Below are 17,132 nucleotides of genomic sequence, written 5' to 3' on the forward strand. Positions count from 1 at the left end.
CCACAGGGCTTTTTAAGTGAGTAAATTAGAATCTACTTTACGCAGCAGAACCTTTTTGGCTTTCAGATTTGAGTTCATGACTATCATCCATTTCAGTCGTAAAATCTACACGCATTGCATCTTTAACAATTGTACCAACACGTCCTATACCAATTGCTAAACCAAACGCAACCACAGGAAATAAAATCATAGGAACCATCATTATTGTTACCTCGCTCATTTAATTTATAGGTGACAGTTAAAATCGTATTACTTCGATTCATCTTGATGTTGCAATATGATTGTGCCTACGCGACCAACAACGATTGCTAAAGCAGATGCAACAACTGGAAATAATATAATTGACATGTTCATCTCCTAAATATGATCAAACTCAGTTTTTTGAAATAGAACTGTACCTACACGACCAACAACTATTGCCAAAATAGATGCAATCACAAGAAAAAATAAAACAGACATATTTGTTACCTCTCTTTATGTTGGATGACATTCGATAAGCTTGCTTAACAGTGTACACCCGTTCACATTAATTAGGATAATAGCAGTGCACAAATGTACACTCAAGTGTCGCAATTGGATTCCCGACGAACGGTATAAAAAACAAGCACAACTCAATAACGTATTGAAGAAATTAAATTAATAATTTTATATAGTTAGATTAGCATCAGATAGTTTGTATTTTTTTTAAACAAATCTTATTTTGTATGACCAAATTCAATACAATACTGGTCATTGGAATGTCATTAAATTTTGAAAAAATATAATGAAAAAGCGCTCAAGCAACAGAATTTATTCACAAACATGCTTCAGCCCAACATAAATATTGAGAAATGCTAAATTCCACCAACAAATCTAGATGTTTTATACAGAAAAACTTGTTATTTTTACGCAGAAAAATGTGCATTTAGTATATATTAGTGAACTTGTCATTTTTCTTTAAGATACAGAACGTTTGACACCATGATATGCATTTGTTTTTTAAAACTATACTTATACAAATCAAAAGCTTGCATATCATCATTAGTTAAGACTTAGGATTAGGTTTGAATGAAAAATTTTAAAATTGCCCTTGCTCAATTCTCTCCGCATATTGGCAATATTGACGCAAATACTCAAAAGATGGTTGAACAGGCTAATTTAGCGAAACAACAACAAGCTGATTTGATCGTCTTTCCAGAACTATCAACGCTAGGCTACCCAGCTGAAGATCTTATACTTCGCCCGAACTTACAAAAACGCACACAAAAGGCGTTTGCTCAGTTAAGCGAAGTAAAAGATATCGTTATGGTCTTTGGTTTTGTTCACCAAACAGAAGATGGTCATCGCTATAACTCAGCTGCAGTGATGAAAGATGGTCAGGTTTTAGGTATCTATAACAAACATAATTTACCCAATTATGGTGTGTTTGATGAAAAGCGCTATTTCCAAGAAGGTCATCAGCATTTAGTGTTTGAGTATCTCGGTCATAAATTTGGTGTCCTTATATGTGAAGATGTTTGGTCATTGAATACAGTAAAACAACTGAGCCAACTAAATGTTGAAACAGTCTTGATCTTAAATGCTTCGCCTTACGAAGTTGGTAAGCCTCAACACCGTATTCAGACTTTGAGTGAGCTCGCAAAACAACTAAACCTGAATATTGTGTATGTGAATCAGGTCGGTGGCCAAGACGATCTTATTTTTGATGGCTCTAGCTTCGTCAATAATCATAATGGTGAACTCGCATTGCAAGCGCCAAGCTTTAAAGAAGCTGTTTACTTTACAGAGTATGACGTGGCACAAAAGCAATTTAAAAAAGCTGATGCGATTCCTGCATTAGATACTTTTGCTGAAATTTATCAAGCTCTCGTTATGTCCACCCGTGATTACGTACAGCGCTCTGGCTTTCCTGGTGTGATCTTAGGTCTATCTGGCGGTATTGATTCAGCTTTAACACTTGCCATTGCTGTTGATGCAATTGGTGCTGATAAGGTACAAGCGGTGATGATGCCTTATACCTACACCTCTCAAATGAGTGTAGAAGATGCAACCGAACAAGCACGTCGTATGGGGGTAACTTTTGGAATTGCCGAAATTCATCCAATCGTAAATAGCTTCATGCAAACACTATTTCCATTTTTTGGAAACTCACCTGCTGATGCAACAGAAGAAAACTTACAAGCACGTGCACGTGGCACCTTACTCATGGGTTTATCCAATAAATTTGGTAATCTTGTGCTATCTACAGGTAATAAATCTGAAATCTCAGTTGGCTATTGTACATTATACGGCGATATGGTCGGCGGTTTCTCTGTGCTCAAAGATGTATATAAAACTATCGTATTCGAATTAGCAAAATACCGTAATAGTCTAAGCGAAACGCCTGTTATCCCTGAGCGTGTGATTACTCGTCCACCATCAGCAGAATTACGTCCTGACCAAAAAGACCAAGATTCTTTGCCTGCTTACGATGTACTTGATGCAATCTTATATGCTTATATAGAAGAAGATTTAAGCCAAGCAGACATTATCGCAAAAGGCTACGAAGCTGAAGTGGTCGAAAAAGTGATTCGCTTGGTTGATCGAAATGAATATAAACGTCGTCAAGGCGCGATTGGTCCACGTATTAGTTCCCGTGCATTCAATCGTGAACGACGCTACCCAATCGTCAATGGATGGACTGCGAATGACTGAAAAAGTTGTTTCTGAAAAGTCACAACTACTTGCTCAAGCACTTTTGCTTGAGCAAGTGGCTTTTTATAAAAACCAACTCACTACACAACTTTCTGCTGATTTCTTCCAGCAATTCATCCAACTCATTTTACAGCACGCACCGAATATTAAACTCAAAGAAGTCATAGAACTTGAGCAAATTCAGGCTGTAGTTAAACGTTATGCATTTGAAATGCAGCTTGGGGCAGGACTACTAGAGTTTATTGGTGAGATCGCACAAAAGCTTCATGTCTTTTCTATACAATCTTCTGCTCAATTACAAGATGTTTTCTCAGATCATCAATTCGAAATCTGGTTATCCAAGATTTTAGAACTTGAAAATATTCGTCATTATCTCAATCATTTCTTAAAAGAAAGCCCTTCTATTCAGCAGTTATGCCAATACATTGCAACAACAACTTTGCAGAACAAATTACCCAGACTATTTTCACAAATAGATGAAGAGCGAATTGCTGAAAGTAAATATGAATGGCAATATAAACTCAGAACCTTTTCGTATCGTCAACAACAACGTATTGAGCATAAAATTGAAGAAAGTATTGCACGCCTTATTCAAGAACAACTGGCTGATTTAAGCCTACTTTCTAATGATGATTTAGAAAGTCTCGCTCGTAATATTTGGGATGACAATAAAGCAAAACCTTTATCAGAATATACCAAACAAGTAACACCGCTTGACGTCGAAGAATTCTTTGTCATGATTTATGAATATTGGAAAGAATTACGTCAATCTGCTTTTTTACAAGATTTAATTTTATATGGTGTCAAAGTATTCTACGACTTTTATAAAGATGAGAGCTTAGAAGAAGTTTTTGCAGCAATTGGCTTAGAAGAAACAGATTTATTAAATGAGGCAATGCGTTTTTACCCTAAAGTCGTAATTGCCTTAGATGAACACGATGTTCTTGAGCCACTCATTACTTTAATCTTACAGCCTTTTTATCAAAGCACTCAAACTTTGATCACGATCGAGAAACACCTTTAATATTATTGCTAGTCAAAGTAGCCCATATAATGACTAGCAAACTTATCGTCATATGAACAAATACATAATAAAAAAAACCACGCAGGAGCGTGGTTTATAAAATGGTGGCTATGACGGGACTTGAACCTGTGACCCCCGCATTATGAGTGCGGTGCTCTAACCAACTGAGCTACATAGCCGTAAACTGTGAGCGCATTATCTAGTGTTATGCTATGCAGGTCAAGCCTATGACATTGAAAAAACAAAACATATGCGCACTTTTTATGCATCCGAATATCGATTGATTATTTTTCAGCAAATAGAACATTTCATAAGTGCTTTTCAATATTCTAGTTTTACAAAGACCATTAGAAACTGAGCGCAATCGCTAAAAATAGCAGATAAAAAGAGACCACGCAGGAGCGTGGTCTATAAAATGGTGGCTATGACGAGACTTGAACTTGTGACCCCCGCATTATGAGTGCGGTGCTCTAACCAACTGAGCTACATAGCCTAAAACTGTGCGCGCATTATCTTAACTTTCACTACACTCGTCAAGCATAATTTTAAAAAATCTTAGAAGTGGGCCTGTAAGCCGGGTTCTGTCGAGGACGATCATTCCTCTAGGCGTACAATCACTCATACGCTCAAGCGACCTACCCGAATCCAGCACGGGCCGTGCCTCAGGATTCCTATTTGGTCTTGCTTCTGGTGGGGTTTACCTTGCCGTGAACTGTTACCAGACACGCGGTGCGCTCTTACCGCACCCTTTCACCCTTACCTCACGAATGAGGCGGTCTACTCTCTGCTGCACTTGCCGTCGGTTTACACCGCCCAGGCGTTACCTGGCACCCTGCCCTATGAAGCCCGGACTTTCCTCCCCTGCTTCAGTCACGGAGACCTCCACAGCAGCGACCGTCCAGCCCACTTCGTGGCGCATATTATCAAAGTTCGACGTTAATTGCTCGATTTTTTTTGCGCTGTTAATTTTTTGTATTTTTCCATAAGCTCATCATGTGATTCCACATGCGTAGGATCCAAAGGAATACAATCCACTGGGCAAAATAATTGGCACTGCGGCTGATCAAAATGCCCTATACACTCTGTACAAAGTGATGGATTAATCTCATAAATCAACTCACCCATATAAATGGCTTCATTTGGACATACAGGCTCGCAGACATCACAATTGATGCATTCATCTGTAATATATAATGACACGCTACCAGCCCTGTTGATGTTTTCGTGCAAAGGCCTCGACCACAACGGCAGGCACAAACTTAGTCACATCCCCTTTCAAACGTGCAATTTCTCTCACCAAAGTCGATGAAATAAATGAATACTGCTCTGATGGCGTTAAAAAAACTGATTCAAACTGGGGATCGAGTTGGCGATTCATATTGGCTAACTGAAATTCATATTCAAAATCAGAAATCGCTCTTAGACCACGGAGAACCGCTGTCGCACGTTGCTCACGAAAGAAATTCACCAACAAGCCATCAAAACCAACAAATTCAACATTGTCTAAATGGCTTAATGATATTTTTGCTAGCTCAACTCGTTCTTCTAAACTAAACACAGGATTTTTATGATGCCCAATCGCAATTGCCACTACAACTTCATCAAACATTTTTGATGCTCTTGCAACCAAATCTACATGTCCATTGGTAATTGGATCGAAGGTCCCCGGATAAATCACACGTGTTTTAGACATGCGTTGTACTCTAGTTAATGAGATAAGGTGCATATTTTAACAAAAGTTCAGCCTAAACGCTAAGTTCCTAAATGATGGAAAAAGATTACGTTTTACGGCACAATATATGCAATTGTGGAAGTTTGAATTATGGCGCAAGCAACAGTTGTAAAAAATAATAATGGTTAATGTTTTTTATAATTCCTTACAGTTCTTTTAATGATCATAAGTATTTGAAATAAAATAAATACTATTCTTATTAGTTCTTTTTAGTATCTTTTAATTCCTTATAAAAACGGGTAATAATACGGGTAACATTTCATTCAAAATACTCTCAATGGCTACTACAAAACTTTCTGATGTCAAAATTAAGAGTCTAAAACCAAAAGATAAATTATATAGACTACTAGACTCTGATCGACTATATATAGAGATTAGACCGACTGGTGCTAAGGTATGGCGATTTAAATTTGTTTTTCAGGGTAAAGAATCATCAATGAGCTTGGGGGAATACCCTGCTATTAGTTTAGCCGAGGCTCGTTCTTTAAAAGACCAAATGAGAGCAAAGCTAGCAAAAGGCATACATCCTGTTGAAGATCGAAAAAATATTAGAGCTCAGGCATTAGCTGAAACAACTAATACCTTTGATTCAATTGCTGCTGAATTTAAACTGAAACGAATGTGTTCAAAGTCCGAAACATATCAAGGGAAGTTTGATATTGCTTTAGAAAAAGATATTTCACCTGTTATTGGGAAGAAGAATATAAACGAGGTAACATCAGCAGATGTGCTTAAAATACTTGATAACACTGTAGAACGTGTTGTAAAAGAATCAAATGGAAGATTTACTGGTGCTTCTGCGGCACTTGAGAACAGAAGATTTGTTGGGGGGGTTATTCGATATGCTATAGCAACGCTTCGTGCTGAGAATGATCCTACTTATGCAGTACGTGATGTAATTAAACGTCCTCGTGTCAATCATGCAAGAGCATTAACGAAAGAAGAACGATATAAAGCTAGAACAAGCCTACCTAAATACAATGGCACACAAACTGTAAAGAATGCAGGCTTTATCCTCTTATACACAATGCTACGTGCTGTAGAAATCAGGAAGATGCAATGGTCATGGGTAGACTTTGAATCAAGATTAATTACATTTCCAATAGAAGTGATGAAGAAAGCTAGAATCCATGTATTGCCAATTTCAGATCAGGCATATAAGGTTTTGCGGCAGCAGTATGAAATATCAGGTGATAGCATTTTGGTGTTCCCTGCTATTTTTAGCAAAAAGAGTAGCGGGATGCTTTCACCATCAACTTTAAATAGCATGTTGGAGTATATCGGTCTTAAAGATGTAACTACTCATGATTTTAGAGCCACAGCATCAACCTTACTATATGAAAAAGATTATGAAGAAGCGTGGATAGAGAAACAATTAGCACATGCTGAATCTAATAAAACTAAAGCCTCTTATAATCATTCTAAGCATCTAAAACAAAGACGGAAAATGATGCAAGATTGGGCTGACATTGTTGACAGTTGGAAGACTGAAGAGAATATAAATGAAAAAAATAAATGCGTATGAAGTTAGGATATTGGCTGACTGGAGATTTTAAATAATTTGTATTAGCTCAAACCTAAGCTGACAGTTACCGATATTTGCTTTCGGATATGTCTGTGACTACATTTATAAAATACATGTATAAACAAAATGGCTTAGGCTAGATAGATCCAAAACAAAACAGAGTGATCACGACACATGGTTTCCACTCTACATTCCGTGATTGGTCAGCCGATAAAACGGATTATTCACGGGAAGTTTGTGAGCATGTACTTGCCCATAAACTTCCCGATGAAGTTGAAGCTTCTTACTTACGTGGAGGGTACCTTGAAAAACGTAAAGGTTTAATGGCTGATTGGACTGAATTCTGTTGTACACACTTTAACTAGACATCATAAAACGAATGCTTCAGCCTTAGATGGCTGAAGCATTCGTTTTAAAGGGAATTACACAGATTTTTTTACAGGCTCTGTACTCTTGATATTAGTTATACTTTTGACATTACTTGTTTTCTGGTTTAACACTTACGATTTTGTAAATTTCACCATCTGCTTTTAATTCAAAGTCAACTTTATCTCCTACAGTTAAACCATTTAATAAGGATGGGTCAGCAACTTTAAAGCCCATCTTCATTGCTGGCCAATTAATCGCAGGAATTGCTTCATGGTCGAGTGTTAAAATATTTTCTTTCGTATCAATAGCAGTAATCACCCCAACGGCTTGAGCCGTTGTAGCGGTAGAAGACTCCTTATTCATCTGCTCCATAGGTGCGTCTGCTTTCTTCTGCTCTGATGCTTCATTTTTACTACATGCGCTTAATGCAGCAATAGTGGTAACAAGAGCAATAATTTTCATGAATTTCAACATAATAAAACCTCTTTAGACGAAATAATAAAACGATCAATGTGTTGATAGTTTTCTTTTGATTAAAAGCTGATATACAGCCGGGATAACAAACATTGACAGTAGAGGAGCTGAAATCATGCCCCCAACCATAGGTAAAGCAATACGGCTCATCAATTCAGAACCTGTCCCAGTCCCTAAAAGTATAGGAATTAAGCCTGCCAAAATGACGGCAACCGTCATGGCTTTAGGACGAACGCGTAGTACAGCTCCTGTTCGGATTGCATCATTGAGTTGTTGCTCCGTTAAGGATGTCGTTGAAGAAGATAGGTTTTGCTGTGCATGTTCAACTGCTTGCTTCAAATAGAACAACATGACTACACCAAACTCAGCAGCAACACCTGCAAGTGCGATAAAACCAACTGCAATCGCAACTGAAAAGTGAAAACCGCTCAAATACATGGCCCATATACCACCAATCAAAGCAAAAGGTAGCGTTGCCATAATCAGAACTGCATCTTGTACTTGTCTAAAAATCAAATAGAGCAGTAGAAAAATAATCATCAATGTAATTGGAATGATGACTTTTAAACGCGCATTAGCACGTTCCATAAACTCAAATTGCCCTGAATAGCTAATGCTCATGGCAGAGGAGCGTTTTACTTTTTGATCAATAGACTGCTTCAAATCTTGCACAACCGAAGCTAAGTCACGTCCTTGTACGTCTACATAAACCCAACCACTAGGGCGGGAATTTTCGCTCTTCAGCATTGGAGGGCCATCTGTAATTTGAATATTGGCAACACTACTTAATACAATTTGTTGTCCAGATTCAGTTACAATCGGTAAATTTCTCAAAGCTTCCAATGAGTCTCGAATCTCTCGTGGATAACGTACATTAATAGGATATCTTGCTAATCCCTCAACAGTTTCACCAATATTTTCCCCGCCAATCGCAGATGATACAATTTGCTGCACATCGTTGATATTGAGGCCATATCGTGCAGCCTGCATACGGTTAATATCGACATCAACATATCGACCACCTGTGAGTCGTTCAGCCAAAGCCGAGCTAACTCCGGGCACCTGTTTAGCCACTTGTTCAATTTGCTGTGCTACCCGATCAATATCTTGCAGATCATTTGCTGAAATCTTAATCCCGATTGGACTTTTCACCCCAGTTGCCAACATATCAATCCGGTTACGAATAGGTGGCACCCAAATATTCGTTAAACCCGGTACTTGAACTGCTTTATCCAGTTCTTTTACTAATTTGTCAGGTGTCATACCTGAGCGCCATTCAGACCGTGGTTTGAACTGAATCGTGGTTTCAAACATTTCTAAAGGCGCAGGGTCTGTTGCTGACTCAGCTCTCCCTGCTTTACCAAATACTGTCGCAACTTCTGGAACCGTTTTAATCATTCGATCTGTTTGCTGTAGCAGTTCAGAAGCTTTGGCTGCGGACAATCCCGGTAAAGCCGACGGCATATATAGTAAATCGCCTTCATCCATGTTAGGTAAAAATTCTCCACCTAAACGGGTCAGAGGGTAAAGGCTCACTAGAAAAATAAGCAATGCAACCAGTAATGTCGTCTTTGGATAAGCTAAAACTTTATCCAACATAGGACGGTATATTTTGATGAGAAAACGATTTAGTGGATTACGTTGTTCAGACGGTAATTTCCCGCGGATCCAATAACCCATCAAAACAGGAATCAGGGTAATGGATAAACCTGCTGCCGCTGCCATGGCATAGGTTTTGGTAAACGCCAATGGCGAGAACAAGCGTCCTTCTTGTGCCTGTAAAGTAAAAATAGGAATAAAAGATAAGGTAATGATAAGTAAGCAGAAAAATAAAGCAGGACCAACCTCACTGGCTGACCGAGCAATAATATCCCAACGTTCTTGTGGTGCTAAGATTTGATCAGGATGCTCATACTGCCAAGCTTCTATATGTTTGTGTGCATTTTCAACCATCACAACCGCAGCATCGACCATGGCCCCAATCGCAATGGCAATACCACCCAGAGACATAATATTGGCATTTAACCCCTGATAATACATGACCAGGAAAGCCGATAAAATCCCAAGTGGTAGAGAAACAATAGCCACCATTGCTGAACGTAAATGCCATAGAAACAGTCCGCAGACTAAAGCCACCACAATGAACTCTTCAATCAATTTATGGCTGAGATTCTCTATAGCCCGATCGATCAATTGACTACGATCATATACGGGAACCACCTGCACACCTTTAGGTAAACTTTGTTGCAATTCAGCCAGTTTTGCTTTCACAGCAGTAATCGTTTCACGTGCATTCTTACCGGCCCGTAAAATCACAACACCGCCAACAGTTTCACCTTGTCCATTCAGCTCAGTGATACCACGACGCATTTCCGGTCCGAGTTGAATAGTTGAAACATCACCTAAAGAAACAGGAACACCCAAACTATTTGTTCGTAGTGGAATCTGGCGAAAATCATCTAATGTCTTTAAATAACCAGAAGCTCGTACCATATATTCAGTTTCAGCCATTTCAAGGACTGAACCACCAGTTTCCTGATTAGCCTTTTGAATCGCTTCAATGACATTGTTTTGAGTAATTCCTAAGGCGGCCATTTTACTTGGATCTAAAACAACCTGATATTGCTTCACCATTCCCCCAATCGTGGCAACTTCAGCCACATTGGGTAATGTCTTTAGTTCATACTTTAAAAACCAGTCTTGTATGCTTCTCAGTTGTGAAAGGTCATGTTGTCCTGTTGGATCAACTAACGCATATTCATAAACCCAGCCAACGCCTGTGGCATCTGGCCCTAATGAAGATTTCGCATTTGCAGGAATTCTTCCCTGAATCTGATTTAGATATTCCAATACACGCGAACGGGCCCAATAAAGATCGGTATGTTCATCAAAAATGACATATACAAATGAATCACCAAAAAAAGAATAACCACGAACAGTTTTAACACCAGGTACTGATAACATCGTTGTTGTTAAAGGGTACGTCACCTGATTTTCAACAATTTGTGGTGCCTGACCGGGAAAATTAGTTCGGACAATCACTTGTACATCAGACAAATCTGGCAAAGCATCAACCGGTGTATTCTTTACAGCCCAAGTTCCCCAAGCTGCCAAAACTAAAGCTGCCAACAAAACAAATATGCGATTCGCAATTGAAAAACGAATAATACGAGCGATCATAATAGTTCTCCCGTTAGTTCTTCAAAGATGCCATAGACATCTTGGAAATGTCAGAAATAACGTAAGCATCTCCAACTTTTGTAAAACTAAAGTTGACCTGGTCACCTTGCTGAATTCGGGTAAATGGTTGTACGGGCTGTTTAAAGCTCATGGTCATAGCACCCCAGCCCAACTCAGGAATAGCTTGGTGTGAAATGGTAATATCTTGATTTGTGACTTTTTCAACTTTACCAAGACCTTGATATGTTGACCTCTTAATCGTTTGAGATGATGCAATTGGTTGCCCAGTGTTGAGCTTATCCAATACGCCTTGCAAATTTGCTTCAGAATCAATCAGAAATTGTCCTGAAATCACTACTCTCTGACCAGCTTTCAACCCTTGCAGGACTGCAATTTTATTGCCATCACTTTGCCCTAACTGTACAACAACTGGTTCAAAACGTCCTTGCTCACGCCCTACAATGACAACATTCCGAGTACCTGTCCGTATAACAGCTTGCTCTGGTACAACCAAACTGCTTTGGGGATTATTTATTATATTGACAGAAGCAAACATCCCTGGCTTAAGTTGACCACTAGGATTTGGTAATTCAATCCGAACTTTAATAGTTCTTGATGTTGTATCTAAGGTAGGCAAAATGTCGATAACTTTGCCAGTTACTTTTTGAGAAAAAGCAGCAAAATTGGCTTCTACACTCATACCTCGTTTGATTCCAGCAATTTGTTTTTCAGGAACGGCTGCCTCTAGCCAAATCGGGTTGATACCTTTAATTGTGGCCAAGGTTTGTCCCATAGCCAAAGCCATACCATTGCGGACTTCTAGTGAATCAATAAATCCACTAATGGGAGCTTGCAAAGTTATATTAGATTGCACTCGACGAGTTCGCTCAACTTGATGAATCACATTTTGTGGTATTCCTAAAAGCTGCAAACGTTGACGGCTTGCTTGAATAAGGGAACGATCTCCAGTACGGAGCACAGCTAAAAATTCAGTTTGCTCTCCAGTCCATTCGGGTATTGAAATATCAGCTATAGGGCTTCCTTCGGTCACCATATCTCCAACAGCATGCCCATACACTCGCTGAACAAAGCCACTTGCTCTAGTTTGTAAAATAGCTGTTTGCCGTTCATTTGCTTGTAATATGCCATTAGTAAACATGGCATTTCCAATTACAGCCTGTTCAACAGTGCCGTAACGGATGGCTAAATTTTGTTGAAGAGATGGATCTATTTTGACTGTAGGACGACTTTCATCCGTCATCGCAGTATTTTCGTCTGCATATTTAGGTACCAGTTGCATGTCCATAAATGGAGACTTACCTGGCTTATCAAAATGCTGTTCAGGCTTCATTGGGTCGTACCAATACAACACTTTGGCATCCTGTTGCTGACCCGCTAAAGTAGATTGAGGATTGTCTTTCTGATGTGCTATCCAATATCCAGCACCACCACCTGCAACCAAACTAATTGTGGCAACTCCTATGACAGTCACTGCCAATTTATTTCTTAACATTATGGCTGCTCCTCAACATAGTTTAAGGTTGGTTCTTCAAAGGCAAAATAAAGTTGGGCTTTAGTCACAACCTGTTGTTGTTGGAGATCAATGAGACGCAAACGTTGTTCTAAAAGAGATTGTCGGGCAGTAATAACATCAGACAAATTGCTTTTACCAGCTTGGTAGCTTGCCAACTGTAAACCCACTTTTTGTTTAGCGAGTGGAATACTTATTTGCATTGCACGTCTAATTTGCTGATCAAGCGCATCAAGATCAGATAACCCATCATCCAGCATGGTGAGATGTTCACGGTATTGAACTTCTTGATCGGCAATGATCCGGTTTTGTTCGGCTAAAGCTGCCTGAACGAGCGGCCCACTACGTCTTTTTGAAAATACTGGAAGCTCTGTTGTGAGTTGAACCCCGATCATATCGCCAAATTCGCGTGCTCGATGCTGATAAGCAAGCTCAATCCCCCAATCTGGTTTCTGTAAAGCCTGAGCTTGCTTCAGTTTTGCTTCAGCAGTTTTCTTTTCTGCCTGAAATGCTTTTAATTCAGGATGTTGATGCAAATGATGATATAACTTTGATGAATCAAGATGGATGGATGGAGCTTGGTCAGGTAAGGTTTCAATTTGAGTAAGGTTTTCGGTAGGCTCTGCACTGATCAAGCGATGCAACTCTAGCTTGGCTTTATTTAAATCACGAAGCAAATCATCCTTCTGGTCAAGCAATACCGTGGCTTCTTGTTTTGGATCAAGTGCATCAGCAACCATTGTCCGACCAGAGGTGACCTGTGTTTGGGTCATCTGAGAAAGTAATCGATTCTCTGAAAACAGTTCATCGTATAGCGCCAATTTACGCTCAAGATAAAAACGTTTAAACCAAGCAGATGCAACTTTTTGACGTAACTCAATACGTAGAATCTCAGTTTGAGCAGTGACTGAACCCAATTCAGCTTTTGCTAACTCGACCTCGGCTTGTCTTTTGGCGCGGTTTGGAAAATCTTGCATAACGCCAATTTTCTGCATGGTCATGCCATCTTGTGTGACTGACCATGACGCATCACCAGATATAGGATAATTCTCCAAACCGACAAATAATTTAGGGTTGGGTAAAATACCTGAAGCTAAAACTACATTCTCAGCCCCTTCAATTTGGGCACTATTTGCTCTTAAGGTAGGCGCATATTGCTCAGCAAGCTTCAAAGCTGTATCCAGAGTCATTGGCTGAGCATAGACTTGGCCATAGACCAGAGAAAAACAGATCACACCTATCGGCCATCTCACCCTGCGAGATAGCTTTTCTTTATAAAGTTTCATATTTTTAGCTCTAAAATGATATACACGCGCACGCGCAGAACATCCATAAAAATGCTATGAATGACGATGAATCATTAAATTAGATAGAGCGTGGGGGTTTCCAGAGAACAGAAGGAAAAGGAGCAGGAAGGTTTTGATCTGGAAAATAAAAGACTGATCGCTCTACGGGTGAGAATACCGTTGAGTGCAAAATGCTTTGAGGATCACTGGCGTACGCAATTTTGGCAAAAGACATAATGCAATCTTGCTCAGACATACAGGAAGGATCATGTAGCGTTTTTTTGACCTTTGCTTCAACTTTCATACAGTCGGTATGCATCATATCCTGGTTTTGAGATGCTTCCATTTGCATGGATTTCATCTGTTCAGATGGCATTAAACACCGCTTATGTACAGACGAAGCAGCAGCAGCCGATCCTACTAAAAGGATAGCAAACGATAAAAACAGCGATAGGCATGTTTTTAACCACTGCATAATGTCATGACCAAAATTTAAGCTTTTTTACTTTTACATATTTAGAAAAAATTAGCAATTTTATTCATTAAAATAGCAGCCTTAAGGCTGCTATTTTAATATCGAGACAAATTAAAAAACTAATTCAATACCTGCACCATATAGCCATCCCTTTTCAGAATCTGTTGCTTCTTGAAAAGGAGTTGATTTTTTTCCTTTCTCATATTGATAGGCTATATCAACAAATGGTCTGATACGTTTGGTAATCTCATAACGAGTTTTAATACCTGTCTTCAATTCTGACAACCCCGTCTTTGATGCAAAGTCAGAATTATCATTAAACACAACATCTGCTTCAATATATGGCTGAGTAATCAACTTTTGAGTGAGTAATAAATCACGGTCGAAATCAAAACTAGCTCCCCAGAAGTTGTCTTTTCCACCATAAAGGTAAGCTTTGGTCTCAAAGAAATAAGGAGCAAGACCTAATATACCAACGACACCATCGACTCGATCGCTGTTCTTGTTATTTTTATCCTCGCTGTATCTTAGACCAGCTTGTACATCCCAAAATGGTGCTACATTACGGCTATAAAGTGCAGACACATCATAATTGGGATCATTACTCTCTGCTTTATTCAGATTGGCTTCAACAAATACTCGATTCTCATCTGTTCCAATCAATGTTTCGAAACTAGAACCTAAACTACCCTTACCATCGTTATCAATTACCCACTCATTGGAAAATTTAGTTGTTTGGTAAATCTGTCCACCATGCTCGTTCAGATGTTTATCATGATTTTGGCTAAGAGCTAATTTGCCTTTTGAAGTACTTTGAGCAGCATTACGTTCAACATAGCCTAATCCTCCAGCTTCTTTTAAAAGCACATTCATACTTGACGTACTCTTATTTAGATTTTCAGTCGAATTATCATTAGCAAATGCCATACCTGCTAAACCAATTAAAGCAACTGATAAAAGTGTTTTTGAAAAAAGTTTTTTAGTGGTTTGCATGTTGATTCACTCCCTTATCATTTGCATGGGGTTGGGCAACGATACTTTTTGAATCAACATCATTGCTATCTACATTTGCCACAATGAGTTTGTTCATCATTCCAGCTGCCATGTGATATAACAAATGGCAGTGGATAGCCCATTCACCTAATTCATCAGCAGTAAGTAAAGTTGTAACTGTTTTCCCTGGTGGCACAATGATCGTGTGTTTATTTGGCATATTACTTGGATCTTGACCATTTTCAAGCTGCATAAACATACCGTGCAAGTGCATTGGGTGAGCCATCATACTGTCATTCACAAATTTCAAGCGTATACGTTCCCCATATTTCACTTTGAATGGTTCTGTTTCATTAAACTTCTTACCATTAATTGTCCAAATGTAGCGCTCCATATTCCCACCAAGACGGATTTCCATTTCACGTTCAGGGGCACGAGTATCTGGTTGAGGGTTTAAAGATTGTAAATCACTATACTGGAGTGCTTTTTGACCAACGGGTGTTGAAGCATTTGCCCATCCAAATACGGTATTATCATTCTTGTCTGAAGCCGACTTAACAGTAGTGCTATTCATCGGCATATCATGATTCATACCTTTCATAGAAGACATATCGTGATCCATACCTTTCATAGAAGACATATCATGATCCATACCTTTCATAGAAGACATATCATGATTCATACCTTGCATTGAAGACATGTCATGATCCATCCCCATATCTTCCATAGTCAATAAAGAGCGAGGACGAGGTTTAGGCATCTCAATTTGTTTTACAGGTAAGGTATTTTCATCATGTAAGGTTCCAACCGAAAAACCAGTACGATCAATAGATTCAGCTTCAATTTGGTAATGTGCTTGTTTTGGTTCCACAATGACATCATAAGTTTCAGCAGTACCAATACGGAACTCATCTACAGGAACGGGCTTTACAGGTTGACCATCAGCACTGACTACAGTCATTTTTAGGTTTGGAATGCGTACATCAAAGAATGACATAGCGGAAGCATTAATAAAACGAAGGCGAACTTTTTCACCAGCTTTGAAGTTACCCGTCCAATTTTGCTGAGGTGTCTTGCCATTCATTAAAAATGTATAACCAGTCACATCGGACATATCTGTTTTCAGCATTCGCATCTGATTCCACATAGAACGGTCTTGCCAAGTCGCTTTTAGCCCATCACGTTTAACTTGTTTTAATACATCGAATACTGTTTCGCGGCGGTTCTGATAGTAGTCTGCTTCTTTTTTAAGATTTTTCATAATTTGATCACTTGTCGAATTATGAAAATCAGAAAGCAAAACAACGTAATCTTTATCGGTTTTTTCAGCAGCTGTTAGTGGAGTTTTATCTTTAGGATAAATAACAAAAGCACCATATAAACCGTCTTGTTCTTGTCCTTTACTATGTGAATGATACCAATAAGTACCATTTTGGCGGACTTTAAACTTATATTCATAAGTTTTATTAGGGGCAATGCCATTAAATTTGTTAAATCCAGGTACACCATCCATAATTCCAGGTAATAATAAGCCATGCCAATGGATTGAAGAGTCCTGATTTTTTAACTTATTGTGAACACGGATAACGGCCTCATCACCTTCTTCAAATTCAAGAAGTGGTGCAACGAATTTACCATTTACAGTAATTCTCTCAACTGGTTTTCCTGTGATATTTACAGTTTGTTCAGCGATTGTTAAATCATATTCTTTAACTGCCGCCATTACCCAAGTTGATGAAAATAAACCAACTCCTATTAAAAGGACATGACTTAATTTTTTAGACATTTATTTCACCTATCTAATATAAAGATGGGGAGCTCAAGCAAACCAATTATTCGCTTTAATCTCCCCAATCTTTCATTTATCGTA

At 38.9% G+C, this 17,132-nt stretch carries 13 protein-coding genes, 2 tRNA genes, 1 other RNA gene and 1 pseudogene; 4 read left to right on the forward strand and 13 right to left on the reverse strand.

What is annotated here, in order from left to right; translation table 11 throughout:
• Window positions 1-37: 37 nt before the first annotated feature.
• Window positions 38-202 carry a hypothetical protein gene (locus AAC851_RS04890; RefSeq protein WP_005081532.1) on the reverse strand — a complete coding sequence of 55 codons (165 nt, stop codon included), beginning with the start codon at window positions 200-202 and terminating at the stop codon, window positions 38-40.
• 845 nt (window positions 203-1,047) lie between these two features.
• Here AAC851_RS04890 and AAC851_RS04895 point away from each other — a divergent pair.
• Both AAC851_RS04895 and AAC851_RS04900 read left to right on the forward strand, forming a co-directional pair.
• Window positions 1,048-2,673, forward strand: a complete 1,626-nt coding sequence (locus tag AAC851_RS04895; protein WP_005081526.1) for an NAD+ synthase — start codon at window positions 1,048-1,050, stop codon at window positions 2,671-2,673.
• A complete protein-coding gene (locus tag AAC851_RS04900) occupies window positions 2,666-3,697 on the forward strand; it encodes a hypothetical protein (protein ID WP_340600590.1) in 1,032 nt (343 codons plus the stop codon). Before AAC851_RS04895 ends, AAC851_RS04900 begins: the two co-directional genes overlap by 8 nt.
• 102 nt (window positions 3,698-3,799) lie before the next feature.
• Here the strand turns inward: AAC851_RS04900 and AAC851_RS04905 are convergent.
• The 5 genes from AAC851_RS04905 to coaD form a co-directional block, all read right to left on the reverse strand.
• Window positions 3,800-3,876 (reverse strand) — tRNA-Met (locus AAC851_RS04905).
• Between the two features lie 237 nt (window positions 3,877-4,113).
• Window positions 4,114-4,190 (reverse strand) — tRNA-Met (locus AAC851_RS04910).
• A 61-nt stretch (window positions 4,191-4,251) separates the two neighbouring features.
• Window positions 4,252-4,607, reverse strand: an RNA gene (gene rnpB / locus AAC851_RS04915) — RNase P RNA component class A.
• A gap of 26 nt (window positions 4,608-4,633) precedes the next feature.
• On the reverse strand, window positions 4,634-4,897 hold the full coding sequence (locus tag AAC851_RS04920; protein ID WP_005081519.1) for a YfhL family 4Fe-4S dicluster ferredoxin: 264 nt from the start codon (window positions 4,895-4,897) through the stop codon (window positions 4,634-4,636).
• A gap of 1 nt (window position 4,898) precedes the next feature.
• Window positions 4,899-5,390 carry a pantetheine-phosphate adenylyltransferase gene (coaD, locus tag AAC851_RS04925; RefSeq protein ID WP_004638166.1) on the reverse strand — a complete coding sequence of 164 codons (492 nt, stop codon included), beginning with the start codon at window positions 5,388-5,390 and terminating at the stop codon, window positions 4,899-4,901.
• A 316-nt stretch (window positions 5,391-5,706) separates the two neighbouring features.
• Between coaD and AAC851_RS04930 the strand changes: the two genes are divergently transcribed.
• Complete coding sequence (locus AAC851_RS04930; protein ID WP_005091398.1) at window positions 5,707-6,954, forward strand: tyrosine-type recombinase/integrase; 1,248 nt, start codon at window positions 5,707-5,709, stop codon at window positions 6,952-6,954.
• Window positions 6,955-7,028: 74 nt separating this feature from the next.
• Window positions 7,029-7,319 (forward strand): annotated as a pseudogene (locus AAC851_RS04935) (tyrosine-type recombinase/integrase); the annotation flags it as partial.
• A gap of 112 nt (window positions 7,320-7,431) precedes the next feature.
• Here the strand turns inward: AAC851_RS04935 and AAC851_RS04940 are convergent.
• The 7 genes from AAC851_RS04940 to AAC851_RS04970 all read right to left on the reverse strand — a co-directional run bounded on the left by AAC851_RS04940 (window position 7,432) and on the right by AAC851_RS04970 (window position 17,048).
• Window positions 7,432-7,797: a copper-binding protein gene (locus AAC851_RS04940; RefSeq protein ID WP_125503020.1), complete on the reverse strand. Its 366-nt coding sequence runs from the start codon at window positions 7,795-7,797 to the stop codon at window positions 7,432-7,434.
• A 33-nt stretch (window positions 7,798-7,830) separates the two neighbouring features.
• Window positions 7,831-10,977: an efflux RND transporter permease subunit gene (locus AAC851_RS04945; protein WP_151708169.1), complete on the reverse strand. Its 3,147-nt coding sequence runs from the start codon at window positions 10,975-10,977 to the stop codon at window positions 7,831-7,833.
• 13 nt (window positions 10,978-10,990) lie between these two features.
• Window positions 10,991-12,490: an efflux RND transporter periplasmic adaptor subunit gene (locus AAC851_RS04950; RefSeq protein WP_340600591.1), complete on the reverse strand. Its 1,500-nt coding sequence runs from the start codon at window positions 12,488-12,490 to the stop codon at window positions 10,991-10,993.
• Window positions 12,490-13,794 carry a TolC family protein gene (locus AAC851_RS04955; RefSeq protein ID WP_340600592.1) on the reverse strand — a complete coding sequence of 435 codons (1,305 nt, stop codon included), beginning with the start codon at window positions 13,792-13,794 and terminating at the stop codon, window positions 12,490-12,492. Before AAC851_RS04955 ends, AAC851_RS04950 begins: the two co-directional genes overlap by 1 nt.
• A gap of 79 nt (window positions 13,795-13,873) precedes the next feature.
• The gene (locus AAC851_RS04960; protein WP_340600593.1) at window positions 13,874-14,269 is read right to left on the reverse strand and encodes a hypothetical protein; all 396 of its coding nucleotides are present in this window, start codon (window positions 14,267-14,269) and stop codon (window positions 13,874-13,876) included.
• 111 nt (window positions 14,270-14,380) lie between these two features.
• Complete coding sequence (locus AAC851_RS04965) at window positions 14,381-15,262, reverse strand: copper resistance protein B (protein WP_004658646.1); 882 nt, start codon at window positions 15,260-15,262, stop codon at window positions 14,381-14,383.
• Window positions 15,249-17,048 carry a copper resistance system multicopper oxidase gene (locus AAC851_RS04970; protein WP_340600594.1) on the reverse strand — a complete coding sequence of 600 codons (1,800 nt, stop codon included), beginning with the start codon at window positions 17,046-17,048 and terminating at the stop codon, window positions 15,249-15,251. Before AAC851_RS04970 ends, AAC851_RS04965 begins: the two co-directional genes overlap by 14 nt.
• Between the last annotated feature and the right edge of the window lie 84 nt (window positions 17,049-17,132).

Source organism: Acinetobacter sp. HZNU-JH01 (genome assembly GCF_037996845.1).
Classification (GTDB): Bacteria; Pseudomonadota; Gammaproteobacteria; order Pseudomonadales; family Moraxellaceae; genus Acinetobacter; species Acinetobacter haemolyticus.